At 66.5% G+C, this 23,737-nt stretch carries 19 protein-coding genes; 5 read left to right on the top strand and 14 right to left on the bottom strand.

What is annotated here, in order from left to right; genetic code table 11:
• The first annotated feature begins 18 nt into the window (after positions 1 to 18).
• The 5 genes from LGQ10_RS06300 (at position 19) to hcnC (ending at position 4,871) form a co-directional block, all read left to right on the top strand.
• Positions 19 to 405 (top strand): hypothetical protein, encoded by a 387-nt coding sequence (locus tag LGQ10_RS06300; protein WP_058436662.1) that lies wholly within the window; start codon positions 19 to 21, stop codon positions 403 to 405.
• A gap of 190 nt (positions 406 to 595) precedes the next feature.
• Complete coding sequence (locus LGQ10_RS06295) at positions 596 to 1,537, top strand: hypothetical protein (RefSeq protein WP_058436663.1); 942 nt, start codon at positions 596 to 598, stop codon at positions 1,535 to 1,537.
• A 373-nt stretch (positions 1,538 to 1,910) separates the two neighbouring features.
• Positions 1,911 to 2,228: a cyanide-forming glycine dehydrogenase subunit HcnA gene (gene hcnA, locus LGQ10_RS06290; RefSeq protein ID WP_058436664.1), complete on the top strand. Its 318-nt coding sequence runs from the start codon at positions 1,911 to 1,913 to the stop codon at positions 2,226 to 2,228.
• A complete protein-coding gene (hcnB, locus tag LGQ10_RS06285) occupies positions 2,225 to 3,634 on the top strand; it encodes a cyanide-forming glycine dehydrogenase subunit HcnB (RefSeq protein WP_226524987.1) in 1,410 nt (469 codons plus the stop codon). Before hcnA ends, hcnB begins: the two co-directional genes overlap by 4 nt.
• A complete protein-coding gene (gene hcnC / locus LGQ10_RS06280) occupies positions 3,627 to 4,871 on the top strand; it encodes a cyanide-forming glycine dehydrogenase subunit HcnC (RefSeq protein WP_058436666.1) in 1,245 nt (414 codons plus the stop codon). Before hcnB ends, hcnC begins: the two co-directional genes overlap by 8 nt.
• Positions 4,872 to 5,116: 245 nt before the next feature.
• Here the strand turns inward: hcnC and LGQ10_RS06275 are convergent, their stop codons facing one another.
• The 14 genes from LGQ10_RS06275 to LGQ10_RS06210 all read right to left on the bottom strand — a co-directional run bounded on the left by LGQ10_RS06275 (position 5,117) and on the right by LGQ10_RS06210 (position 23,660).
• The gene (locus tag LGQ10_RS06275; RefSeq protein WP_226524986.1) at positions 5,117 to 6,097 is read right to left on the bottom strand and encodes a 2-hydroxyacid dehydrogenase; all 981 of its coding nucleotides are present in this window, start codon (positions 6,095 to 6,097) and stop codon (positions 5,117 to 5,119) included.
• A gap of 18 nt (positions 6,098 to 6,115) precedes the next feature.
• Positions 6,116 to 7,411 carry an MFS transporter gene (locus tag LGQ10_RS06270; protein ID WP_058436668.1) on the bottom strand — a complete coding sequence of 432 codons (1,296 nt, stop codon included), beginning with the start codon at positions 7,409 to 7,411 and terminating at the stop codon, positions 6,116 to 6,118.
• A 75-nt stretch (positions 7,412 to 7,486) separates the two neighbouring features.
• Complete coding sequence (locus LGQ10_RS06265) at positions 7,487 to 8,443, bottom strand: sugar kinase (protein WP_226524985.1); 957 nt, start codon at positions 8,441 to 8,443, stop codon at positions 7,487 to 7,489.
• Complete coding sequence (locus tag LGQ10_RS06260) at positions 8,436 to 9,218, bottom strand: sugar phosphate isomerase/epimerase family protein (protein WP_058436670.1); 783 nt, start codon at positions 9,216 to 9,218, stop codon at positions 8,436 to 8,438. The genes LGQ10_RS06265 and LGQ10_RS06260 overlap by 8 nt, the downstream gene beginning before the upstream one ends.
• A 159-nt stretch (positions 9,219 to 9,377) precedes the next feature.
• Positions 9,378 to 10,403, bottom strand: a complete 1,026-nt coding sequence (locus LGQ10_RS06255) for a LacI family DNA-binding transcriptional regulator (RefSeq protein ID WP_319003946.1) — start codon at positions 10,401 to 10,403, stop codon at positions 9,378 to 9,380.
• Positions 10,404 to 10,619: 216 nt separating this feature from the next.
• Complete coding sequence (locus LGQ10_RS06250) at positions 10,620 to 11,225, bottom strand: LysE family translocator (protein WP_226524984.1); 606 nt, start codon at positions 11,223 to 11,225, stop codon at positions 10,620 to 10,622.
• A gap of 50 nt (positions 11,226 to 11,275) precedes the next feature.
• Positions 11,276 to 12,115, bottom strand: a complete 840-nt coding sequence (locus LGQ10_RS06245; RefSeq protein ID WP_226524983.1) for an AraC family transcriptional regulator — start codon at positions 12,113 to 12,115, stop codon at positions 11,276 to 11,278.
• 72 nt (positions 12,116 to 12,187) lie between these two features.
• Entirely contained in the window at positions 12,188 to 12,829 is a 642-nt protein-coding gene (locus tag LGQ10_RS06240; RefSeq protein ID WP_226524982.1) for a DUF1345 domain-containing protein, read from the bottom strand.
• A gap of 286 nt (positions 12,830 to 13,115) precedes the next feature.
• Positions 13,116 to 13,724, bottom strand: coding sequence for a glutathione S-transferase (locus LGQ10_RS06235; protein WP_226526096.1), 609 nt, complete (start codon positions 13,722 to 13,724; stop codon positions 13,116 to 13,118).
• 2 nt (positions 13,725 to 13,726) lie between these two features.
• Positions 13,727 to 17,368, bottom strand: a complete 3,642-nt coding sequence (locus LGQ10_RS06230) for an AAA family ATPase (RefSeq protein WP_226524981.1) — start codon at positions 17,366 to 17,368, stop codon at positions 13,727 to 13,729.
• Positions 17,365 to 18,609, bottom strand: coding sequence for an exonuclease SbcCD subunit D C-terminal domain-containing protein (locus LGQ10_RS06225; protein ID WP_226524980.1), 1,245 nt, complete (start codon positions 18,607 to 18,609; stop codon positions 17,365 to 17,367). The genes LGQ10_RS06230 and LGQ10_RS06225 overlap by 4 nt, the downstream gene beginning before the upstream one ends.
• Before the next feature lie 158 nt (positions 18,610 to 18,767).
• A complete protein-coding gene (locus LGQ10_RS06220; RefSeq protein WP_226524979.1) occupies positions 18,768 to 19,715 on the bottom strand; it encodes a helix-turn-helix domain-containing protein in 948 nt (315 codons plus the stop codon).
• A gap of 90 nt (positions 19,716 to 19,805) precedes the next feature.
• Positions 19,806 to 21,896: a hydantoinase/oxoprolinase family protein gene (locus LGQ10_RS06215; RefSeq protein ID WP_226524978.1), complete on the bottom strand. Its 2,091-nt coding sequence runs from the start codon at positions 21,894 to 21,896 to the stop codon at positions 19,806 to 19,808.
• 18 nt (positions 21,897 to 21,914) lie between these two features.
• Positions 21,915 to 23,660, bottom strand: coding sequence for a hydantoinase B/oxoprolinase family protein (locus LGQ10_RS06210; protein WP_226524977.1), 1,746 nt, complete (start codon positions 23,658 to 23,660; stop codon positions 21,915 to 21,917).
• Positions 23,661 to 23,737: the final 77 nt, after the last annotated feature.

The following is a 23,737-nucleotide window of genomic DNA, read 5'->3' as shown; positions in this document are numbered from 1 at the left end:
GGATCAAGGTGTTGTGCAATGAACTACGCATCACGTTTCAAAGGCCTGCTGTGGCTGCTGGTGGCCAGCCTGCTGTTGAGTCTCGCCGTGGATCTGGCGCTGCGCCTGCCGGGCTACCTGGAGGACTATGCCCGCGACCCTCGCTATGCGCGCTGGATGCTGGGGTATCGCGGCCTGGACGTCCTGGTCATCGCCCTGATGGCGGTGGCCGTGCCGGGCATCATGCGGCTGTTGGATTTTCGTCGTTCGCCCTGGCTGGCATTGCCGCTCTTTATCTTGTGGGGGCAGGGCATCGCGCAATTTACCCTGGCGGGCAACCTGCTGCTGGCGCTGTGGATCCTGGTACTGGTGGTGCATCTGTGCTGGACCCGCGGCCGGGAGCTCTACCGGAGCCGGCGGGCCTGAGCGCCCGGCGGGCCGTGCAGAACGCCCGCCCGAAAACTCCCGGGTCGGTAAATTGCACGATCCGGGATTACCTGTTTATCGCAACTCATTGAAATACAAGAGCTTATAAAGTTCGTGCAACTGGCACGGTGGCTGCACCTGTCCCTTCGAGACGTGTAACACCATTTTTCATGCCTGGAGCCGAACAACAATGAACAGACCCTCTGAACACCTGCTGGCCACCGCGGATGCCTCGAGTCACCACTCGGGCGTGTCGTGGTCGGCCGTCTTCGCCGGCGCCGCCGCTGCGGCGGCGCTGTCGTTGATTCTCTTGCTGCTGGGCCTTGGCCTGGGGTTCTCCTCGGTGTCGCCCTGGGCCGGTAGCGGCCTGGGGGCCAAGGGCCTGGGTATCTCCAGCATTATCTGGCTGGCACTGACGCAGATCGTCGCTGCCGCCCTGGGTGGATACCTGGCCGGACGCTTGCGGGTGAAGTGGGCCAACCTGCACGGTGACGAGGTGTATTTCCGCGACACGGCCCACGGCTTCCTGGCCTGGGCCGTGGCGACCCTGGTCACCGCGACGCTGTTGGTCGGTGCGGTGGGCAGCCTCGTAGGTGGCGGCTTGCAGGCGGGCGCCCAGGTCGCTGCCGGGGTGGCGGGTGCTGCGACCCAGGCGGCCGGCCAGGCCGCCAGCCAGGGATCGAAGGATGACTACGGTTATTTCGTCGACAGCCTGTTTCGCGATGATCGCCCGGTGGCAGTCAGTGACGACGCGGCGCGTGGCACGGTGTCACGCATCTTCGTGCGCACCTTGAGCAACGACGGTCAGCTCACCCCCGAGGATCGCGGCTACCTGGCGCAGCTGGTGGCCCAGCGCACCAACCTTGGCCAGGCCGAGGCTGAACGCCGGGTCGACGAAGTCTTTGCCAAGGCCCACCAGGCCGTGGAGCAAACCAAGCAAGCGGCCAAGGAAGCTGCCGATGTAGCCGCCAAAGTGGCTGCCTGGTCGTCGCTCTGGATGTTCATCGCGCTGCTCTGCGGGGCCTTCTGCGCCAGCCTGGCCGCACTGTTCGGCGGGCGCCGCCGCGATGCGGTGGTCTGGGTCGAGACCGATGTCCTGCCGCGTACCGCAGCGCCCGTTGCCAACCACTGATCAGGAGATTTTCCCATGCGCTCATTACTCTTGTGGTTCCTTGGTGTACCTATCCCGGTGATCATCCTGATTGCCCTGTTCATGCACTGATGCCCAGGCATCGTTGATGTCTCTTCGAACCGCTGCCGGCCCCCGCCGGCAGCGGTTTTTTTTGCCCCTGGCCCGAGACGTCGGGACACTGGCGGCATTTTCATGACGTCACGCGGGCATTTGCTTGGCCCAGGTCAATACTCGTGTCCGACAAACCGACTAGATTGGCCCGCGCCTGGTTCTGACAGAGTCTTCGGAACCGTGACGTTGCCACGTCCCCGCACCGGGACCCGGACGGCAGGATGCCGGCAACCGCCTTTCACTTTTTCACGGATGAACCGCAATGCGTCAGATAGACCGCAACTTCGACATTCAGCCGCTGCAGCAGGCGGACATGACCATCAGCCTCAATGGCCAGTCGGTCACCGCCGCGGTGGGCGAGACCGTCCTCAGCGTGATCCAGGCCACCGGCCTGCGCCAGGTGGCCCGTAATGACCATGGACAACTGGTGGGTGCCTACTGCGGCATGGGCGTGTGCCATTGCTGCCTGGTGCAGATCGATGGCCGGCACAAGCGCCGTGCCTGCCAGACCCTGGTCAAGCCAGGCATGCAGGTGCAGACCCTGACCAACCGCATCAGTGAACAGGAGCCCAGCCTATGAGCCAGAATCCGGTAATCGTCGGCGGCGGGCCGGCGGGCATGGCGGCGGCCATCGAACTGGCCGAGCACGGCGTGCACAGCACCCTGATCGAAGAAGCATCGCGCCTTGGAGGAGTGGTTTATCGCGGACCGCTGCGCGATGGCGTGCAACTGGATTACCTGGGGCCGCGCTACTGCGAGATGCTGTCCAAGCTGCATGGCGACTTCGGCGACCATGAGCAGATGATCGACGTGCGCCTCAACAGCCGGGTGATCGGTGCCGAGGGCAGCCATAGCCTGATGCTGCTCGACGCCGAGGAACAAGTGCAGGAAGTGCCCTACGGGCAACTGGTGCTGGCTGCCGGCTGCCACGAGCGCAGCGTGCCGTTTCCCGGTTGGACGCTGCCCGGAGTCAAGCTGCTCGGTGGCCTGCAACTGCAGATCAAGAGCGGGGTGGTCAAGCCCCAGAGCCCGGTGGTGATCGCCGGCACCGGTCCGTTGCTGCCCCTGGTGGCCTGCCAGCTGCATGCCGCGGGTGTGCGGGTGGCCGGGGTCTACGAGGCCAGCGCGCTGGGCAAGATCGCCAAGCAGAGCCTGGCCCTGCTCAACAAGCCACAGCTGTTCCTCGACGGCCTGAGCATGCTGGCCTACCTGAAGATGCACGGCATCGCCCTGCGCTATGGCTGGGGCGTGGTCGAGGCCCAGGGCCAGGATGCCCTGAGCGTGGTGACCGTGGCGCCGTATTCCAGCGACTGGCAGCCGGACATGTCCCAGGCCCAGCGCATCGCCGCCCAGACCCTGGCCATCGGCTACGGTTTCATTCCCCGGACCCAGCTCAGCCAGCAGATGGGCCTGGAGCATAATTTCAGCGACGACGGCTACCTGCGGGCCAACGCCAACGTCTGGCAGCAGAGCAGCGAGCCGCACATCCACCTGGCCGGCGACATGGGGGGCATCCGTGGTGGTGAGGCAGCGATGCTCAGCGGCCGTATCGCGGCGTTGTCGATCCTCATGCAGCGCGACGTACTGAGCAACGAGGCGGCCCTGCAACGGCGCCAGGGCTACGAGCGCAAGCTGGCCTCGATCCTGCGTTTTCGCGGTGCGGTGGACCGCTATACCGCACGTGGTGTCGGACAGATAGAACTGCCCAAGGGCGACACGGTGATCTGCCGTTGCGAGCACACCACCCGCAACGACATCGAAAAGGCCCTGGCCCAGGGCGTGCAGGACATGGCCAGCCTGAAGATGCGCACCCGGGTGAGCATGGGCGACTGCCAGGGGCGGATGTGCGTGGGTTACTGCAGCGACCGGCTGCGCCAGGCCACCGGGCGCAAGGACGTGGGCTGGATTCGCCCGCGCTTCCCGCTGGACCCGATTCCGTTTTCCGCCTTTGCGCCAGCCGACCAGGAGGTCTCCAAGCATGACTAAGCACTATGACGTGGTAATCGCCGGCGGCGGCGTAATCGGGGCGTCCTGCGCCTACCAGCTGTCCAAGCGCAAGGGCCTGAAGGTGGCCTTGATCGATTCCAAGCGCCCGGGCAACGCCAGTCGCGCCTCGGCCGGTGGCCTGTGGGCCATTGGCGAGTCGGTGGGCCTGGGATGCGGGGTGATCTTCTTTCGCATGATGTCGGCCAACCGCAAGCGCGAGGCCCAAGGGTCGGCGGTGGTGGTGGACTCCAGCACCCCGCACATCCTGCCGCAATCGTTCTTCGATTTCGCCTTGCAGTCCAACGAGCTGTACCCGCGCCTGCACCGCGAACTGATCGGCCTGCACGGCATGGACTTCAAGTTCGAGCACACCGGGCTCAAGTTCGTCATCTACGACGATGAAGACCGCCTGTACGCCGAGCATATCGTCGGTTGCATCCCGCACCTTTCGGAACAGGTGCGCTGGCTCGACCAGGCAGCCCTGCGTGCCTCCGAGCCGAGCATCAGCCATGAGGCCAAGGGTGCCCTGGAGTTCCTCTGCGACCACCAGGTCAACCCGTTCCGCCTTACCGACGCCTACACCGAGGGCGCGCGGCAGAATGGCGTGGACGTGTACTTCAACACCAACGTCACCGGGGTCCTGCACCAGGGCAACCGGGTCAGTGGTGTGCAGACCGCCGAGGCCGGGCTGTTCCATTGCTCGACCCTGATCAACGCCGCCGGTGCCTGGGCCGCCGAGCTGAGCCTGCAGGCCACGGGGATGGAAATCCCGGTGAAGCCGGTCAAGGGCCAGATCCTTTTGACCGAGCGCATGCCCAAGCTGCTCAATGGTTGCCTGACCACCAGCGACTGCTACATGGCGCAGAAGGACAATGGCGAGATCCTGATCGGCAGCACCACCGAGGACAAGGGGTTCGACGTCACCACCACCTACCCGGAAATCAACGGCCTGGTGCAGGGCGCGGTGCGCTGCATTCCCGAACTGGCCCAGGTCAACCTCAAGCGTTGCTGGGCGGGGCTGCGTCCCGGTTCGCCGGATGAGCTGCCGATTCTCGGGCCGATGGACGGGATCGAGGGTTACCTCAATGCCTGCGGGCATTTCCGCACCGGCATCCTGACCTCGGCGATCACCGGAGTGTTGCTGGACAAGCTCGTGAACGACGAGGCCCTGCCGTTGGATATCACGCCGTTCCTGGCCCGGCGCTTCGCCCTGGAGCCGCAGAAGAAACAGGCGTAGTTCGCCTGGCCTGAACGTCAGCCACGCCGGCCCGCCGGTGCGAGGTTTCGTTGAGCAGCACGCTTGCGAACCTTGCGCCGGCGGGCCTTTTTGTTTCTGCCGCGCAGCCGCTGTCGCAGGGGTGGGGTGGCTGGGCGATTGCTGGAAGGTCCTGCGGACCTTGGCGCAGCTTCGCAAGCTCAGCAGCGGCTACAGGGGCTGTGCAACGCCACATTGGTGTAGCCGCTGCCGCAGGCTGCACCGGGTTAGTGGTGGTTCCAGGCCGCCGGGTTGACCAGGTTCGCCGGGCGTTCGCCGGCCAGCGCCGCGAGGATATTGTCCACCGCGCAGCGGGCCATGGCTTCGCGGGTCTCGAAGGTGGCCGAGCCGATATGCGGGGTGGCCACCACATTGGAGAGTTGCAGCAGCGGCGAGTGATGATCCAGCGGCTCACGCTCGAACACGTCCAGGCCAGCGCCGCGAATGCGCCGCTCCTGCAAGGCCTGGATCAACGCCGCCTCGTCCACCACCTTGCCCCGGGAGATATTGATGAAGATGCTCTCGGGCCGCATCAGGGCAAACTCCCGGGTACCGATCAGGCCCTGGGTCTGCGCGGTCAGCGGTAGGGTCAGGCAGATGAAGTCGGCCTCTTGCAGCAGTTGCTCGAGGCTGCGGTAGCGGGCGCCGAAGCGTTGCTCCACCGCCGGCTTGGGGTGGTTGCTGTGGTAGATCACCGGCATGCCAAAGCCGAAATGCCCACGCTGGGCCAGGGCCTCGCCGATGCGTCCCATGCCGATGATGCCCAGGGTCTTGCCATGCACGTCGCTGCCGAAGTGCGCCGGGCCGATGCTGTGATTCCACTGGCCGGCGCGAACCATGTTCGCCAGCTCCACCACCCGCCGGGCGCTGGCCAGGATCAGCGCGAAACCGGTGTCGGCGGTGGTTTCGGTCAGCACGTCCGGGGTATTGCTGAGCAGGACGCCGCGCCGGGTCAGGTCGTCGATATCGTAGTTGTCGACCCCAACCGAGACACTGGCCACGGCCTCCAGGCGAGGGGCCAGGTCCAGCAGCCGGGCGTCCAGGCGCAGGCTGGCGCCCAGCAGGCCATGGGCCTCGGGCAGGGCCTGGCGCAGGCGCTCCAGGCCGGCGTCGTCCAGGTTCTCGATCAGGGTCACGGTAAGGTGTTCCTGCAGGCGTGCCATCAGCGATGGCGAGAGTTTCTTGTACAGCACCAGGTGTTTTTTCATGGGAGTCTCTGTGGCGATTCAGGAGTGGGCCAGGCGTCGGCGCAGCGCCAGGGGCTTGGCTTGTGGCGTGCTGGTGCCTGGCTTGAGGAGCAGGGTGAGCAGTACCGAGAGCAGCAGCGCGCCACTCATCAGCAGGTAGGAGGCTCCCGGCGAGCCGGTGGTGCTGTTCAGGTAACCCACCAGGTAGGAACCACCGAACGAGCCCAGGGCCCCCATGCTGTTGATCAGCGCCATGGCACCGCCGGCAACGTTGGCCGGCAGGATCTCCGGGACGATGGCGAAGAACGGGCCGTAGGGCGCATACATGCAGGCTCCGGCGAGCACCAGCAGGCCGTAGGACCACCAGAAATGCTCCGCCCCCAGCAGGTAGGAGCCATAGAACGCGAAGGCGGCGATCAGCAGCGGCGGCCAGACGAAGCGCTTGCGCTTCTGGGTCCGGTCCGAACCCCAGGACACCACCAGCATGGCGATCACCGCCGCCAGGTAAGGCAGGGCCGAGAGCCAGCCGGCCTCGACCATGTCCATCTGCGCGCCGTGCTTGAGGATCGAGGGCAGCCAGAGGACGAAACCATAGACGCCGATGCTCCAGCAGAAAAACTGCAAGGCCAGGATGATCACCCTGGGCGAACGGAACGCCTCGGCATAGTTCTTCACCGCCTTGATGCCTTGCTGCTCGGCAGCCAGGGCCTGCTCCAGGTCCTGCTTCTCCTGCTCGCTCAGCCATTTCGCCTGGCTGGGTCGATCATCGGCCAGGCGCCACCAGATAAAGGCCCAGAGCACTGCCGGCAGGCCTTCGACGATGAACATCCAGCGCCAGCTGAAATGCTCCACCAGGTAACCCGACACCACCGACATCCAGAGCATGGTCACCGGGTTACCGAGGATCAGGAAGGTGTTGGCCCGCGAGCGTTCGGCACGGGTGAACCAGTGGCACAGGTACACCAGCATCGCGGGCATCACCGCGGCCTCCACGACCCCGAGCATGAAGCGGATGCCGATCAGCATGTAGGCGTTGGCCACGATGCCGGTGAGGGTGGCCAGGCCTCCCCAGAGGATCAGGCTGACGAAGATCAGTTTCTTCACGCTGCGCCGCTGGGCATAGATCGCCCCCGGCACCTGGAAGAAGAAATAGCCGAGGAAGAACAGCGCGCCCAGCAGCGATGACAGCCCGGGGGTGATGTTCAGGTCCTCGGCCATCCCCGAGGCGGCCGCGAAGCCGTAGTTGGCGCGGTCCAGGTAGGCCAGGCTGTAGGTGATGAAGACGATGGGCATGATGTACCACCAGCGGCGGGCGGCAAGTTTGAGCGTATCCATGGCAGTTCTCCTGAGCTTGTTGTTCTTGTGGCAGCAGGTGGTTGTCGGGTTCCGGGGCCCGCGGGCAAGGCTGCGCTAGAGCGCGGCCGTCAGACGCGGCGCCTGGGTGGGCAGTTCATGGCGGTAGGGCAGGCCCTCCATGTCACCGCGGCTCTGCACCGCGCGGCTGCCGGTCCAGTTGGCACGTTGCACCGCTTCGGCCATGCCGCAGCTTTCCAGCAGGGCACTGATCAGGCCCACGGCGAAGGCATCGCCGGCGCCCACGGTGTCCACCACCTGGGGCACCGGTACCGCGTCGACGAAACCCTCATCCAGGCGGGTGCGGTAGTAGGCACCGTGGCTGCCGAGCTTGATCACCACGGCCTCGGCGCCCTGATCCAGGTAGAAGGCGGCGATGTCCGCCGGGTCCTCGTAGCCGGTCAGCAAACGACCTTCGCCCAGCCCCGGCAGTACCCAATGAGCCAGGGCCGCCAGGCGATTGATCTCGCGGACCATCGTCGCTTCGCTGGACCACAGGCCGGGGCGCAGGTTGGGGTCGAACGACACACTGCGCCCGGCGGCGCGCTGGGTGCGCATCAGGTAATGGGTCAGCTCGCGGGTCGAGTCCGACAGCGCCGGCGGGATCCCGGTGGCATGCAGGTGCCGGGCCCGCAGCAGCGGCGGGGCGATATCGCTGACACTCAGGTGGCTGGCCGCCGAACCGCGGCGAAAGTATTCCACTCGGGGATCGTCGCCGGTCTCTTCCCGCGACTTGAGCTGGAAGCCGGTGGGGTGCAGCGGGTCGCACCGCACGAAACGGCAGTCCAGGCCCTCGGTCTTGAGGGTGTCGAGCACGAAGCGTCCCAGGGAATCGTTGCCGACCCGGCTCAGCCAGGCCACCTTGAAGCCCAGGCGCGACAGGCCGATGGCCACGTTGCTGTCGGCGCCGGCGATGCGCTTGTGGAAGTGCTCGACCTGGGCCAGGTCGCCGCTGTGTTCGGCGACGAACATGGCCATGGTCTCGCCGAAGGACAGGATATCGATCTCAGACATGGGTGTTCTCCAGTCGCGACTGCCCCAGGTGGGCCAGCAGCTCGACCTGGGTGGCGGTCACTCGCATCAGGTCGTCGCCCTGCAACGGGTATTCCACGGCCCGGGTAATACCTTGGGTCATGTGCCGCAGCAGTTGTTCCCACTGATGCAGCTCCGGGGTGCCGGGCGGTATTGCCACCAGCTTGCCGTCGACCCGTTGGCGCACCGCCTTGCAATGCACGTAGCCCACATGCCGGCCCAGCAGGCGGGCGGCATTGACGGCCGATTGTTCCTGCCATTGCCAGTTGCCGATATCGAAGGTCATGCGCAGCGGCAGGTTGAGTGATTCCACGGCGCTGAAGAACCGCTGGAACGGCTCGATGCGCCCGCCGTGGGCGGTCTGGTCGTTTTCCACCAGCAACTCCAGCGGCTGGCGGAACAGCAGGCTGGCCAGGCAGCGCAGGTCATGGTGTTCGTTGAAATGACCGAGGGACACCTTGAGCTGGCGGGCGCCGAATTCCCGGGCCCGCTGCAAGGTGGCGGACAGTTGCGGGGCGGGTTCGCTGCGACCTGGCTGCCACAGTTCCAGGGGCGAGGAGTACACGCTGTCCAGGCGGTGTTCACGAGCGCTGCGGGCCAGTTCGGCGGGGTTCTCGCCGGTCAGCAGTTCTTCGCGCCATTCAATGCAGGAGGCACCAGCAGCGGCCACCAGGGGAATGAAATGGCCCTGGCCGTGCTGGCGCACAAGGTCCGCGCCGTAGCTGGACAGGCTGATGGAAACGGGGGATCTAATCATGTTGCCTACCTCTGAAACCGGTTTCATTTTTGTTCGAGTCAATTGCGTGTTGTTGTCTATCCCTGCGTTTGCCGCACCTTGTGGCCGCTGCGCGCCCATGCGCAGCCTGTGGCAGCGGCTACACGCCGTGCATCCAGGTTCGCACGGCCTTGCACAGCCTTATCCTCGGGCCTGGCGGGTCGAACCGCGGATTATCAGTTGCGTTGGAAAGTCCATCACCCGCGCCGGTCCGGTATCGCCCTGCAGGCGCTTGAGCAGGCATTCGAAGGCACTGGCGCCCATGGCTGCCGTGGGTTGGGCCAGGGCGGTGATGCCGTTGCCCACCAGCGGATACCAATCCAGATCATCGAGGGCAACCAGCCCCAGCTCGCCGAACAATGGCTTGCCGAGCTGGCGCAGGGCGTCGCAGGCCGCCAGCGTGGCCACGCCATTGGCGCAGAACAGCGCCTTGGGCCCGGGGCCCGGGGTGTCGAGGAAGGTCTGCAGGCCGGCATTGAACCCGGCGCCGGTTTCCAGGACCTGACCCCGCAGGGGCGGGCGGCGGACGATCTCGGCCTTGAAGCTGGTGCTGCGTTCCAGGCGCGAGCTGGTGCCGTCATGGGGTTCGCTGACCAGCAGCAGGTCACGGTAGCCCTGCTGTTCGAGGTGTTCGATGGCGCTGTGCACGGCGCCGGGGTTGTCCAGCCCCACCAGATCGGCCTGCAACCGCGCGAGCTTGCGATCCACCAGCACCATGGGCATTTCCTGCTGCAGTTGTTGCAACAGGTCCAGGTGGTGGCCGAGGGTGTTCACGATCAGGCCTTCGATGTTGTAGGCCCGCAGGTTGGCCAGGTGCCGGGCCTCTTGCTGGTCGTCGCGGTCGGTGTTGCACACCACCAGGCTGTAGCCGTGCAGGCGGCAGGCGGTTTCCACTCCGTGCATCACGGCAATCGAATAAGGGTTGCGGATATCGGCTACCAGCATGCCGATCAGGCGTGTGCGCCCGCGTTTCAGGCCGCGGGCCATCTGGTTCGGGCGATAGCCCAGTTCGCCGATGGCTTGTTCGATGCGCAAGGCGATGGCATCGGAGAGCAGGGCGCGGTCTTCGCCGATGAAACGCGACACGCTGGCCTTGGAGACCCCGGCACGGCGGGCGACATCGAGCATGGTGACGCGGCTGCGCTGGGCAGCGGAAAACTGATTCACGGGCGATGACCTTTATTCTTGGAATTATCGGCTTACAGGCTCCACAGGGGTGAATGAAACCGGTTTCAGGAAACCGCAAAACCGGTTCGGTCGTCAAGCGTGGCGTGGGGGAAAATCAACGCTGAACCGATCCTTCCCTGACCAACGGTGCATTCGTCGACCAGGGCTCCAGGTACCAGCTCGAATGCCCTGTGACGTGGCGTGCCTGTTGGCTCCTCAGGTCCACAGGCTCAACCAGGTGGCGGCCAGCAACAGTAGCGCCATGCCCCGATTGAAGTGCTGCATTGCGCGGGGCGAACCCAGCCAGCGCGCCGAGCCGGCCCCCAGCAAAGCCCAGGCGCCCAGGCAGGGCAGGGCGATGAGCAGGAACACCAGCGACAGGCACAGCACCCGGTCCTGGCGATCGTCCGCAGGTCCGGCGAACACGCTGACCACTGCCAGCGCCATCAGCCAGGTCTTGGGGTTCACCAGTTGCAGGGCCGCCGCACCGAGGAACCCCAAGCGTCGTTGCGCGGCGGCATGTGCGGTTTGGGTCGGGGCGTGCCAAATTTGCCAGGCCAGGCCGCTCAGCCACAGCAGGCCGACCACCTGCATGGCCAGTTGCACTCCCGGCAGGTGGACCAGCTTGTCCCCCAGTCCGCCGCCCACCAGCCACACCATGCCGGCAGCGGCGGCGCCAGCGCCGAAGATGATCGGCAGCGCGGCCCGCAGGCCATAGCGGGCACTGTTGCTCAGTACCAGGAGATTGGTCGGCCCCGGGGTAATGGAGGCGACGATGGCGAACAGAACGAAGGGCAGCAGGCTGGGCAGGGAAGGCAACATGATGGATGGCTCCAGTGAAGATCGGAGGGCTGATCTTCGCGGCCTGCGCCTCAGGCGTCTGGAAGCTTTGTGCAGCGCCTGCGGTACAGCGCCGGGCTCAGGCCGTAAGCCCGCATGAACCAGCGCCCGAGATGGCTCTGGTCGGCAAAGCCCAGGGCGCTGGCCACCTCGGCCGGCGCAGCACCACCGGCCAGCAAGCGCCGGGCGTGGCTCAGGCGCAACTGCACCAGATAGGCGTGAGGCGGCAGGCCGAAGGCGGCCTTGAAGGCTCGGCTCAGGCGGAAACGGTCGACGCCGCAGGCGCTGCTCAGGGCTTCCAGGCTCAGGTCCTGGTAGAGGTGGGCATGCAGGTAGTCGCGAGCCCGTTGCGCCACCCGGGGCAGGCGCGGGTCCTGGCCATAGCGCTGGCGCCACTGCAGGTGCCCGGTCAATTGCTCGAGCAGGCGATCCATGGCGCTCTGGCGCACGATGCGCAATTCGCTGTGGTGCAGGCTGTGAAATGCCGCGCTGGTGGCCTGGGCCAGTCGTGGATCGCAGGCCAGGGTGCTGTCGAACCCCAGTTGGCTATCGATCGGCGCTTCGGCGAATAGCGCCCCCAGTTCGCGCGTCAGCCACTGCGGGTCCAGGTACAGCATGCGGTAGGTGAAGCCACCAGCGGTGGGCGCCTCGCCGTCGTGGATTTCCCCGGGCTCGAGCAAGAACACCTTGCCGGGTGTGCTCTGGTGCCGGGTGCGACGGCAGTTGAACTGCTGTACACCTTGCTCGGTGACCCCCACCAGGTAGCTGTCGTGCCAGTGCGGGTCATAGGCGTGGCCAGTGAAGTGGGCGCGCAGGGTCTCGATGCCGGTGTCGGCGTCCTGGGCCAGGTCGATCCAGTTGTGCGTACTCATGCTGGGCTGCCGTTGGATTTACCTGGGCATTCAACGACCGGGCTGGGCGGGCGTCTAGAAGTTTCGTGCAACTCAGCTGAACAGCCCGGCGGCGATGTTGATGGAAAACCCCAGGATCGCGGTATTGAAGAGGAAACCGATCAGCGACTGGGCGAGGACGATCCGCCGCAGTTCGCGGGTCGCCACCCCGACGTCCGAGGTCTGTACGGCCACGCCGATGGTGAAGGAGAAGTACAGGAAGTCCCAATAGTCGGGATCCTTCAGGTTCTCGGCGAAGCGCAGGGCCGGCTCCGGGCCGTCCCAGGTGTAGTAGAGGCGGGCGTAGTGGACGCTGAAGATCACCCCCACCAGCAGCCAGGAGCCGATCACCGTCAACCCGGTGAAGCCGTAGTGCAGCAAGCGCCGGTGGGTGTCCAGGTCTTTGCTGCCCACCAGTTCCAGGGTGATGGCCACGAGGCTGGCGATGGCGGCGACACAGACGATCAGCAGCACCAGCCCGGCATTTTCGTCCTCGGTCTCGGCGATGCGCTTGACCTGGTCGGCCCGGGCCCGGACCGTCAGCCAGAACATCAGCGCCAGGTAGGTCCAGACCGCCACGTTCCAGCCGATGAGGACCTTGCCGGCCAGGGTCTGGGCTGGCACCAGCAGGCCGGCGATGCAGCCGGCCAGGACACCGAAGGTCAGGCGGGGATGGGTACGGATCACGATGGACATGGCGGCTCGCAGTTCCAGGGCAGGTGTTGAACCTTAGCACGGCAATTTTGCCGATTTCGCCTGGCGGCAGCGGCGCAGCGCGTGTCGCCGCTGCCGAGCGCGCGAGGCTGCGACAGGGTCCGCAGGCCCCTCGGCGTTTGATCAGACAACCGCAATTGCGCCCGCTGCGCGGTCGTGCGCAGCCTGCGGCAGCGGCTACACGAAGCGAGGCTGCACAGGGCTGTAGCTGCTGGCGAGCCTGCGAGGCAGAGCCCTCGGCGTTCGGCCAGGCAAGCGCAACTCGGTGTCAGGCGGGCTTGGCCATGATCGCGCTGAACAGTTCGGACTCGAGCCAGGCCAACAACCAGGCTTGCAGTGCCGGGTAGGGCGCCTGGGCGAACCAGGCACGGTCCACATGGGCGAACTGGCGGACGAAGGGCAGCAGGGCCGCGTCCGCCAGGCTCGGCCGCGCGCCCAGCAGATAGCGGCGCTGGCTCAACAGTCCTTCCAGGCGCGCCAGGAACAGCTCGCCCTGGGCCCGGTGGTGCTCCATCGGTGCCTCCGGGTAACGCTCGGGGTACTTGTAGCGGTTGAGGTGGACCTTGAAGACCTGGTCGTTGTCCTCGATCAACGCCGCCATCTGCGCCCCGGCTCGAGGGTCGCCCAGCAGGCGCCAATCTTCGGGGTCGTCCTGCTCCAGCGCCCAGAGCATGATCTGCAGGCTCTCGTCGATGACCTGCTCCCCGACCTTGAGCACGGGCACCGTGCCCTTGGCCGACAGCGCCAGCATTTCAGGCGGCTTGGCCTTGAGGCTGACCTCGACGATCCGCGGCGCCACCCCGGCATAGCGCAGGGCCAGGCGGGCGCGCATGGCGTAGGGGCAGCGACGGAACGAGTAGAGGATCGGTTCGGCCATGCTCATTTCACCTCCAGCTGGCTCAGGCCGTTGCCCTGGCGGCTGACCTGGATCTGCACCGCGATGCGTTCGTGCATTTCCTGCACGTGGGAAATCACCCCGACCTTGCGGCCCTGGGCCTGGAGGCCGTCGAGGGCGTCCATGGCCAGTTGCAGCGACTCGGGGTCGAGGCTGCCGAAACCTTCGTCGATGAACAGCGACTCGATCTTCAGCGTGCTGGACGCCATGGACGCCAACCCCAGGGCCAGGGCCAGGGACACCAGGAAGGTCTCGCCGCCGGACAGCGAATGCACCGAGCGCAGCTCATCGCCCATCTCGGTGTCCAGCACCAGCAGGCCGAGCATGCTGCCGCCGCGCTTGAGGCGATAACGCCGTACCAGCTGGCGCAGTTGCGCGTTGGCGTGGTGCACCAGCAGGTCGAGGTTGTAGGCCTGGGCGATCTTGCGGAACTTGTCGCCCTCGGCCGAGCCGATCAGGGCGCTGAGCCTGGCCCAGCGTTGCCATTGCTCGTACGCCTGGGCGATGCCCTGGGCCAGGGCCTGGTTGGCCTCCTGGCGACGTTGGTCTTCGCTCTGGCGGGCGCGCAGCTCGGCCACCTGCTGCTCGTCGGCCAGCGCTTGTTGCTGAGTGGTTTCCAGGGCTTGGGCCAGTTCGTCGGCTTCCAGGTTGCCGTTGTGCTGAGCCTGGTGCTGTTCCAGGCGCTGCTGGCGCTCCTCGAGCAGTACCCGGGCCTGTTCGATGGCCTTGTCGTTGGCCTGCAGGCGCTCGCGCAGTTGTCGGACCTGGCTGTCGTCCAGTTCCAGCAGTCCTTGCAGCCCGGCATCGTCGAGTTGCGGATGCTGGGCGCGCCACTGCTCGATGCTGGCGGCCAGTTGCTGCTGCTCGGCTTCCAGGGCCTGGCGGCGCTCCTGGCCGGCCTTGAGCTCGGCGGCCAGCTGGATCAGTTGCTGTTGCAGTTCCTGCACTTGTTGCTGGGCCGTGGCCTGGGCCATGCGGGCCTGCTCGACGCTCTGTTCCAGCTGCTGCTGCCAGTGCTCGGCGCTGTCGTGGGTTCCCAGCAACTCGGCCAACCGCTGCTGGCGCGCCTGTTGCTGTTGCTTGAGGGCCTCGGCCTGCTGCCGGGCGTCATGCAATTGCTGCAGGCGGGTCTGCTGGCGGTCTTGTTCCTTGTCCAGGGCCAGCTGGCGCTGTTGTTGTTCTTGGGTTTCATCCTGCTGCTCGCGCAGTTGCTCGATGCGTTGCAGCACTTGCTGGTCCAGTTGCATGAAGCTCGCCGCCGGGTCGCGGCGCAGGCCGTCGAGCTGCTCGCCGGGCAGCCACTGGCTGAAGCCGCCAAGCTCCTCATCCAGGCGCTGGCGATCGGCATCCAGTTGCTCGCGCTGTTTCTCCAGTTGCAGGGCGGCCTGCTGGCTGGCATCGACGGCGGTTTGTAACTGACCTTGCAGGCGCACGGCATCCTTTTGCAGGGTCAGCAGGGCGTCCTGGCGCTGCTCGTCCTGGCCGATGCTCTGTTGCAACTGCTCCAACTGCCGTTGCAGCCAGGCATCGCGCTGGGGCGGGTCCTGGTCCAGCAGCTTGGCGCCCAGGGTGTGGGCCTGCAGGCTCGGGGCCAGGGCCTCTTGTTGGGTGGCCAGCTGTTCCTGTTGCTGTAGCAACTCTTTCTGCTGGGCGATCAGGCCCTGGACCTGGGCACGCAGTTCGGCCAGTTGTTCCTTAAGCCCATCCACGACTTTCCGGGCGGCGGCTTCTTCGTTTTCGTCATGGCGGCCAAGGCTCTGCAACAGGGCCTCGGGTTGGTGATACGGGTGCTCGACACTGCCGCATACCGGGCATGGCTGATCGTCCTGCAATTGCGCACGCAACTCTTCCACGCTGGCGCTGCGGGCCAGGCGCTGGCGCTCCAGCAGGGCCTGGGTGACGCTCAGGGTCTGCTCGGCTACCACCAGGTCGGCCTTGGCCTGGATACCGGCCTTGGTCAACGCATCGCGCTCGATGGCCGCCGTTTGTTGCTTGTCTTGCAGGGCCTGGGTGCGTTGCTCCAGCTCTTGCTGCTGGGTCCAGAGTCGGGCCAGGTCCTCGAACGAGCGTTGCTGCTTGCGGTTGTCCTGTAGCAGCGTGCCCAGCAACTGGATCTGCTCCGCCACGGCCTGGGGCTCGGCGCCGGCCTCGCGATACAGCAGTTCCAGCTGTGCCCGTTGCTCACCCAACTGGCGAGCGGCGGTTTCAGCGCGCTGCTCAAGGCCCGGCAGTTCCGCCTGGCCCTGGTTCAGGCGATTACCGATCTGCACCAGCTGCTGCAAGCGCCCGCGATAGGCATCCCAGGCTTCGCTCAGAGGCGCGAGGGTGGCGCTGTGCTGCAGTTGCCCGGCGATCCGTTCCAGGCGCTCGGCCACCAGGCGTTGCTGCTCCTGCAAGTGCTGGATGTCCTGCTGGCCCTGGGTGTTGGCCTGCTCGGCGCGCTCCCGGGCCTGGGTGGCCTGGGCCAGCTCCTGCTCCAGGCGTTGCAGGTTGCCTTGTTCGGCAAAGGCTTCGCGCAGCAGCGGCGCCTTGGCGCTGGATTGCTCCTGGGCCTGGGCCAGGCTGGCGCTACTGTCCTGGACCTGCTGCTGTCGTTGTTCTTGTTGCTGCTGCAACTGCGTTTGTTGCGCCTGTTGCTGCTCGATCTGCCGTTGCAGAGGTGCGAGGGTCGCGGTCAGTTCGACCTGGCGCAGGAACTGATGGCGCTGCGGCGCCAACTGCTCCAGGCGCTCCAGGCGCAGGCGTTCGGGGGCCAGGACCTGCGCCTCTGCCTCGGCTTCCTGCAACTGCTCGGCGGCACTGTGCCGGGCCTCCTGCCACTGGCGCAATTCCTTGAGCCAGCCGTGCTGGGCCTCCAGCTGCTTGAGTTGCAGTTGCCGGGCCTTGAGCTGGTCCCGGGCGGCGCCCAACTGCTGGTCCAGCTCGGCACGTTCCTCGGCTGGCAGCGGGGCAACGCCGCTGGCCTGGGCGGTGAGGGCCTTGTGCGCTTCGTCGGCTTCCTTGGCCTTGCTGAAGGCGCGCTTGCCCAGCTGGCTGTAGATTGCCGTGTTGGTGAGCTTTTCCAGCAACTCGCTGCGTTCCTTGTCCTCGGCCTTGAGGAAGGCGCTGAACTCGCTCTGAGCCAGCATCACAGCCCGGGTGAATTGGGCGAAGTTGAGCCCCAGCTTGGATTCGATCAGTTGTTCGTAATCGCGCTTGCTACTGGCCAGCAATTGATTGTTGTCCAGATCGGTGAGGCTTTGGCGGCTGGCTTGCAGCTTGCCCGTGGCCTTGTCGCGGGCGCGGTTGGTTTCCCAGCGGGCGCGGTAGCGGTGCCCGTCAATGCCGAAAAAATCCACTTCGGCGAACCCGCTGCCGGTGCCCCGGCGCAGCAGGGTGCGCGGGTCACCGGTGGAAATCTCGCTGTCGACATCCGGGACCTTGTTTTCCTTGGCGATGTTGCTCAGCCGGGGCACGGCGCCGAACAGCGCCAGGCACAGGGCGTCGAGCAGGGTGCTCTTGCCGGCGCCGGTGGGGCCGGTGATGGCGAACAGGCCGGCACTGGCCAGGGGCTCGGCGGTGAAGTCGATCTCGAACGGGCCGGCCAGGGAGGCCAGGTTCTTCAGGCGGATGGCCAGGATCTTCATGGCTGCTCACCTTCATGCTGGACGTCCTGCAACAGCAGGGCGAAATCCTTAAGGGTCTGTTCGTCCACCTCGTTGGCGTAGGCGTCGCGCCAGGCGCGGCGGAACAGTTCTTCGGGGCTGAGCTGGTCCAGCTCGATCAGGCCGGCCGAGCCGTCTTCGCCATCGCCATCGGCGCTGCCGGCGTATTCGGCGGCGATCCGCACCAGGCGCACGGCCTTGTCCTGCAGGGCATTTTCCACCTGCTGGCGCAGGTCCGGCTGCGGTTCGTCCAGGCGTACCCGGACCTCCAGCCAGGGCTGGCGCTGTTCCTCGGCCAGCAGGTCGATGTCCGGCAGGGCGCCGAGCTGGGCCAGGATCTCGCCCAGCGGTGCCGGGCCCAGGCGTTGCAGGTTGACCGCCCGGGGGATCAGCCGTGGTTCGACGCTGACCAGTCGCTCGCCCTCCAGGAGGATGTCGAGGATCTGGTGCTTGTAGTCGATCTCGGAGAACGACAATGGGATCGGCGAGCCGCTGTAGCGGATGCGCTCCTCGCCGTTGACCTTCTGCGGCTTGTGCAGATGCCCCAGGGCCACGTAGCTGATGTCCGGGCCGAACAGGCTGGCGGGCAGCGCCTCGGCGTTGCCGATCACCAGGCTGCGCTCGGAGTCCTCGGAGACCGAGCCGCCGGCCATGTGCGCATGGCTGACCGCGACCAGCGCCTGGCCGGGTTCGCGCCGGGCATTGGCAGCGGCGATCAGCCATTCATGGACCTGGGCGATGCCCTTGAGGTAGTCCTCGCCCAAGTGCCGGCCAGTGACCTCCGCCGGCCGCAGGAAGGGCAGTGCCAGGCACCAGACGGCGATCCTGCCGCTGGCATCGGGCAGCGGCAGCAGCAGGCGCCCGGCATCCAGCTGGCCGTCATCGAGCCACAGCACCCGGCCCAGGGCATGGGCGCGCAGGCGCCGCATCAATGGCGCTGGCAGTTCGATGCGCGAGCCGGAGTCGTGGTTGCCGGCGATCATCACGATGGTCAGGGCCGGTTGCTGCTCGTGGGCGCTGACGATGAAGTCGTACAGCCGTTCCTGGGCTTTGACCGGTGGGTTGACGGTGTCGAAGATATCGCCGGCGATCAGCAGGGCATCGGGTTGCTCATGCTTGAGCTGGCGCAGCAGCCACTCGAGAAAGCAGGCGTGTTCGAAGTCGCGCTCCTGGCCATGGAGGTTCTGGCCCAGGTGCCAGTCGGAGGTGTGAAACAGACGCAAGGCAGGCTCCGCATGCAAAAGGCTTGGCCGCAGGGCAAATGATCGCGGCGAAAGGGCAGAGAGTTTACTGGCAAATACGTGCGGTTGCCCGGCACCGTGGCAAATTCCCCGGCGTCGCCATGTGGGGCCGGCGTTCGGTGACGGGGTGCGGCGGAGCTCTAGCCGGCGCGCGCTTCGCTGGCGGTGCACCCGAACTGCTGGCGAAATTGCCGGGCGAACTGGGCCTGGTCGGCAAACCCCCAGCGCGCGGCCAGCTCGCCGATCGACAGGTGGCAATGGGCGTCGCGCAGTTGGCGGTGTACTGCGTGAAGGCGCTGCTGGCGAATCCACTCGCCCAGGCTGAAGGGACTGTCGGCAAAGAGCTTGTGCAGGTAGCGCAGGGAAATGCCGCAGGCGCTGGCGATCTGTCTGGGGTTGAGCTCCGCCGAGCCCAGGTGCTGGTCCACGTAGCTTTCGATGCGTTGCAGGTGCAGGGCAGCCAGGCTGGAGCTTTCGCTGCTGAGCACCCGTTCGTCCTGGCGCAGGGTCAGCAACAGGGTCGCCAGGGCCTGTTCCAGCAGCATATGCCGCGCCGCCGGGGTGCATTCGTCGAAGCGCGCCGCACACATGGCCAACTGGTCGGCGAAGATCCGCCCCAGGCCTCGCCGGGCATCGAAACAGAAACGGGTGTAGCGCTCGGCGCCGCGCAACTGGCCGTGCAGGGCCTGTTCCGGCAGCTTGAACACCCACAGGTCGTTGTCGCTGGCGTAGCGAAAGCGGTAGGGCGCATCGCCCCGTTCGAAGATGAAGCTGCCGGGACGGCAATGCAGTTCGCGGCCGTCCTGTTCGAACAGCACTTCGTGGCGCCGGGGGATGGTCACCAGGTAGCAGGCCTGGGTGTCGTTGCTGACCTGCGCCTTGCTTCGGGAATAGCCCAGGCGGCTGGAGCGCAGGCGCGACAGGGCGACGGCACTGCTGGGGGTTTCCCAGATCCGCAGGTTGCCCTGGAAGGGGCCATCGCTGCTGAATTCAAGGGACAGGGGAAAGTAGGCATTGCCAATGGCTTCGGCCCAGCGGGGCTGGCATTGGTGCTCGGGCCAGTAACGGGTGGAAAGTTGCTGAACCATCATCACTCCTGCTTTTTTGTGTTTTTAGTCAGGACAGCACCGGGTGGTCAGCCACGGTGCCGGTGATATTTGGGCAAAAGCGCGGGTCGGTCAATCGGCAGGCGTCAGCCGGTAGCAGGCCGAGGGCGCGAGCGTCGCCTGCCAGCCCGGCGGCACCACGATGTTGGTGGTGGCTTCCTCGATCACGCAGGGACCCTTGAGGGTCTGTCCGGCCTGCAACTGCTCGCCCTGGTAGACCGGTGTCGGTTGCCAGCCGCCAGCCTCGTCGAACAGCATCGAGCGCTGTTCTCCGGGCGTTGCCGGCACCTGTCGCTCGGGGATCGGCAGTTCTGGCATCGGTGGGTGTTGCAGCCGGGCGATCACCGAGCATTCAAGGTTTACCAGTTCGATCGGGCTCTGCGGCTCGCTATAGGAGAACAGCGCCTCGTGCCGCTTGTGGAAGGCCTCGCGCAGGGCACCGAGGCCGGCCGGGTCCAGCTCGCTGTTGGCCAGCTCAACGCTGCATTCGTGGATCTGCCCCAGGTAGCGGATTTCCAGGTGGTACTGGGTGTCGATCCGGTTGCCGGTGCTAAAGCCGTCCTGGCGCAGGTTCTCCAGGCCCTGTTCGCGCAGCCGGGCCAGGGTCCGGTTGAGTAGGGCCAGGTCCACGTGCTGGTCGTCCAGGCGCATGGGCAGGGTGGTCAACTGATCGTAGCGGATGTCCGAGAGGATCTGCCCGAAGGCGCATAGCCCCGAGGCCACCTTGGGAATCAGCACCACCTGGCTGCCGATTTCCTCGGCCAGGCGGATCACGTGCATGCCCGCCGCGCCGCCGGCGCCGATCAGGGCAAACTGGCGCGGGTCGTAGCCGCGTTCCACCGAGACCCGGCGGATGCCGCTGACCATGTTCAGGTTGACCAGGGTGATGATTCCCAGTGCCGCGCGCTCGACGCTGATGCCCAGGGGCTCGGCGATCCGGCTGCCGATGGCCTCCAGCGCCGCCTGGCGTGACAGGCGGATGCTGCCGCCGAGCAAGGCGCCGTCCGCCAGGTAGCCCAGCACCAGGTTGGCATCGGTCACCGTCGGCTCGCTGCCGCCCTTGCCGTAGCACACCGGCCCGGGGTTGGCGCCGGCGCTGCGTGGGCCGACCTGGAGCATGCCGAAGGGGTCCAGGTGGGCGATGGAGCCGCCGCCGGCACCCAGGGTTTCCACCTGGATCATCGGCACGCCGATGCGATAGCGCAAAAAGTCGCTGTCCTTGCTGAAGTTAGTGCGCCCGCCCTGGCTCAGGGTGATGTCGAAGGAGGTGCCGCCCATGTCCACGGTGATCACGTTGTCGATGCCGAACGGCCGGGCCACGCACAGCCCGGCCTGGGGCGCCGAGGCCGGGCCGGAATTGATCGCATTGACCGCCCGGGTGCTCATGATCGCGCCGGGGGCCAGGCCGCCGTTGGACTGGAAATAGCGGGTCGGTTGCTGGGCCCCCAGTTCTTCGAACAGGCTGTCGATGCGTTCCACGTAGCGTTGCATCACCGGGCTCAGGTAGGCGTTGACCACGGTGCTGGAGGTGCGGGTGTATTCGCGGATCTGCGGGAACACTTCATTGCCGGTGCAGACGAAGACCCCAGGCAGGGCTGCGCGTACCAGTTGTGCGGCGCGCTGCTCGTGGGCCGGGTTGCGTACCGACCAGACAAAGGAGATGGCCACTGCCTGGACCTCCTGCTCGCGAAAGTATTCGATGGCCTGCAGGATCGTCGCCTCGTCCAGGGGCGCGTGCTCCTGGCCGTCGCTGCGCATGCGTCCGCCGATGGGCCGGCGCAGGTGGCGCGGCACCAGCATGTGCGCCTGGGGGTAGCTGGCGTCGTAGCGGTGGCCGTCTTCCTTATGCCCCAGGCGGATCTCCAGGCTGTCTTCGTGGCCGTCGGTGCACAGCAGGCCGACCTTGACCCCGGTCTTCTCGATCAGGGCGTTGAGGGCCACGGTGGTGCCGTTGATGCACAGGTCGCAGTCGCTGATGATCTGCGCCGGGCTGCGCCCGAGGGCGTCGGCCATTTGCGCCAGGCCGTTGCGGATGGCCAGGGTGCCGTCCTGCGGGGTCGAGGGGGCCTTGAACAGCTGCACATTGCCGAGCTGGTCGGCGAGGATGAAATCGGTGAAGGTGCCGCCGGCGTCGATGCCCAGGCGATAGTGTTGCTTGCTCATGGGAGATGCTCCGTGGGGTCAGGGGCGGGCGCGCAGGGCGCGGGTGGCGTCGTGGTCCAGGCGCTGCTCGGTGTCGAACACCACGCCGTAGTCCAGGCGCGCGCCTTCGAGGGAGATCAGGCCATTGCGCAGGTCTTCGGCCACTCGCTCCAGGGGCCGCTGGAAGGGGTCGCCATAGCCGCCACCGCCGGGGTTGAAGTTGATCACCCGCTCCCCCGGTTGTGCGGTCAACTGGGCGTTGTGCTGGTAGGCCTGTTCCTGGCCGTCGGCGCGGCGATGGGTCAGGCGTCCGAGCTTGGGCGCCAGCAAGCCGTTGCGCGCCCCCGCGGCCCCGGCGGTGGGCAGTTGCCGGCCTTCGCCGAAGCCCACCACGGTCATGGGGTGCTGCAAGGGTTCGATCTCGATGCAGGTGCCCGAGCCGCCGCGAAACTGCCCGGCGCCGCCGCTGTCGGTGATCAGGCTGTAGCGGTGGATGAGGATCGGGTAGGCGTACTCCAGCAACTCGATGTCGCCGGACATCAAGGCGCCGAAGCAGCACAGCGGGCCGCAGGCCGGCCAGCCGTCCATGGCCTGGTTGGCCCCGGCCCCGGAGATGATCGAGGCCAGGACCATGGTGACGTATTCGGCGTTATCGTTGCGCGGGTCGTGGCCGGCGATGTTGATCCCGCTGGCATGGCCCCAGGACGCGGTGACCCGTTCCGGCGCGGCCTGTTCCAGGGCCTGGCGCACCGCGTCGGCGAGAGTTTCCATGGGGGTGGTGGTGCTGTTGACGTGGGGCGCGGGTTCGCTGGCGTTGCACAGGGTTCCGGGCTCCCCCAGGTCGACGCTGATGCAGCGATACAGGCCCTCGTTATAGGGCGGCGGTACCTGGGCGAACATCATCAGCCCAAGGTACACCCCGGACACCGAGTTGCCGGCGTAGGAGTTGATGAAGTAGGGCACCTGGGGCGGGCTGTCGATGCGCACCTGGGCCTGATCGCCGCTGATCTGCACCTGGGCGGTGATGGTCAACTGGCCCAGGCCGTGGCCCGAGTCCTCCAGCACCGCGCTGCCATGGTAGAGGCCATCCGGCACCGCGCGCAGCAGCGCCCGCATGTGCCGGTCGGCCATGTCCTTGAGTTCACCGATGCAGGCGCGCACCTGCTCCACGCCGTAGCGCTCCAGGAGTTGCAGCAGGTGCCGCTCGCCGACGCTGCAGGCACCGTACTGGGCATTCAGGTCGCCTTCCTGGTAGACCCGGGCGCGCATGTTGGTCAGCAGCAGGTTGATCACATCCTCGCGGCGCTGGCCCCGGGACCAGAGCTTGACCGGAGGAATCCGCAGGCCCTCGGCGTAGATTTCCCTGGCGTCCGGGTTGTAGCCGGCGGGCACCGGGCCACCGATGTCGGTGAGGTGGCCCTTGCACACGGTCCAGAACACCAGTTCGCCCTGGTAGAACACCGGTTTGTACATGCAGCAGTCGAGGATATGGCTGCCCTGGTAGGCCGGGTCGTTGTGGTAGATCACGTCCCCTTCGTGGATATCGTCGCCGAAGAACCCAGCCACGCATTTCATGGCCGGGATCAGCGAGCCGAGGTGGATCGGGATGTCCTGGCCCTGGAGGACCATTTCCGGCAAGTGGTCGAACAACGCATTGGAGTAGTCGTGGGCCAGGTTGAAGACGCTGGAACGGCCGGTTTTCTCCAGGGTCAGGGTCATTTCACGCTGGGCGGTTTCCAGCGCCCCTCGCACCACGGCGAGGGTGATCGGATCTACTGTGCTCATGGCTCACCTGAGTTCTTGTTGTTCTCGGGGTGGTGCGCGACGGCTGTTGCGCCCATGGCCTTAAGTTACGCGCAGGC

Origin of the sequence: Pseudomonas sp. L5B5 (assembly GCF_020520285.1) — a bacterium.
Taxonomy (GTDB): domain Bacteria; phylum Pseudomonadota; class Gammaproteobacteria; order Pseudomonadales; family Pseudomonadaceae; genus Aquipseudomonas.
The sequence above is the reverse complement of the archived record's forward strand: the minus strand, read 5'-3'. Positions and strand labels throughout refer to the sequence as shown.

What these genes read in the sequence shown, in the direction of transcription:
- LGQ10_RS06300 (WP_058436662.1), top strand. Translation starts at nt 19, where the DNA reads ATGAACTACGCATCACGTTTCAAAGGCCTGCTGTGGCTGCTGGTGGCC.
- LGQ10_RS06295 (WP_058436663.1), top strand. Translation starts at nt 596, where the DNA reads ATGAACAGACCCTCTGAACACCTGCTGGCCACCGCGGATGCCTCGAGT.
- hcnA (WP_058436664.1), top strand. Translation starts at nt 1,911, where the DNA reads ATGCGTCAGATAGACCGCAACTTCGACATTCAGCCGCTGCAGCAGGCG.
- hcnB (WP_226524987.1), top strand. Translation starts at nt 2,225, where the DNA reads ATGAGCCAGAATCCGGTAATCGTCGGCGGCGGGCCGGCGGGCATGGCG.
- hcnC (WP_058436666.1), top strand. Translation starts at nt 3,627, where the DNA reads ATGACTAAGCACTATGACGTGGTAATCGCCGGCGGCGGCGTAATCGGG.
- LGQ10_RS06275 (WP_226524986.1), bottom strand. Translation starts at nt 6,097, where the DNA reads ATGAAAAAACACCTGGTGCTGTACAAGAAACTCTCGCCATCGCTGATG.
- LGQ10_RS06270 (WP_058436668.1), bottom strand. Translation starts at nt 7,411, where the DNA reads ATGGATACGCTCAAACTTGCCGCCCGCCGCTGGTGGTACATCATGCCC.
- LGQ10_RS06265 (WP_226524985.1), bottom strand. Translation starts at nt 8,443, where the DNA reads ATGTCTGAGATCGATATCCTGTCCTTCGGCGAGACCATGGCCATGTTC.
- LGQ10_RS06260 (WP_058436670.1), bottom strand. Translation starts at nt 9,218, where the DNA reads ATGATTAGATCCCCCGTTTCCATCAGCCTGTCCAGCTACGGCGCGGAC.
- LGQ10_RS06250 (WP_226524984.1), bottom strand. Translation starts at nt 11,225, where the DNA reads ATGTTGCCTTCCCTGCCCAGCCTGCTGCCCTTCGTTCTGTTCGCCATC.
- LGQ10_RS06245 (WP_226524983.1), bottom strand. Translation starts at nt 12,115, where the DNA reads ATGAGTACGCACAACTGGATCGACCTGGCCCAGGACGCCGACACCGGC.
- LGQ10_RS06240 (WP_226524982.1), bottom strand. Translation starts at nt 12,829, where the DNA reads ATGTCCATCGTGATCCGTACCCATCCCCGCCTGACCTTCGGTGTCCTG.
- LGQ10_RS06235 (WP_226526096.1), bottom strand. Translation starts at nt 13,724, where the DNA reads ATGGCCGAACCGATCCTCTACTCGTTCCGTCGCTGCCCCTACGCCATG.
- LGQ10_RS06230 (WP_226524981.1), bottom strand. Translation starts at nt 17,368, where the DNA reads ATGAAGATCCTGGCCATCCGCCTGAAGAACCTGGCCTCCCTGGCCGGC.
- LGQ10_RS06220 (WP_226524979.1), bottom strand. Translation starts at nt 19,715, where the DNA reads ATGGTTCAGCAACTTTCCACCCGTTACTGGCCCGAGCACCAATGCCAG.
- LGQ10_RS06215 (WP_226524978.1), bottom strand. Translation starts at nt 21,896, where the DNA reads ATGAGCAAGCAACACTATCGCCTGGGCATCGACGCCGGCGGCACCTTC.
- LGQ10_RS06210 (WP_226524977.1), bottom strand. Translation starts at nt 23,660, where the DNA reads ATGAGCACAGTAGATCCGATCACCCTCGCCGTGGTGCGAGGGGCGCTG.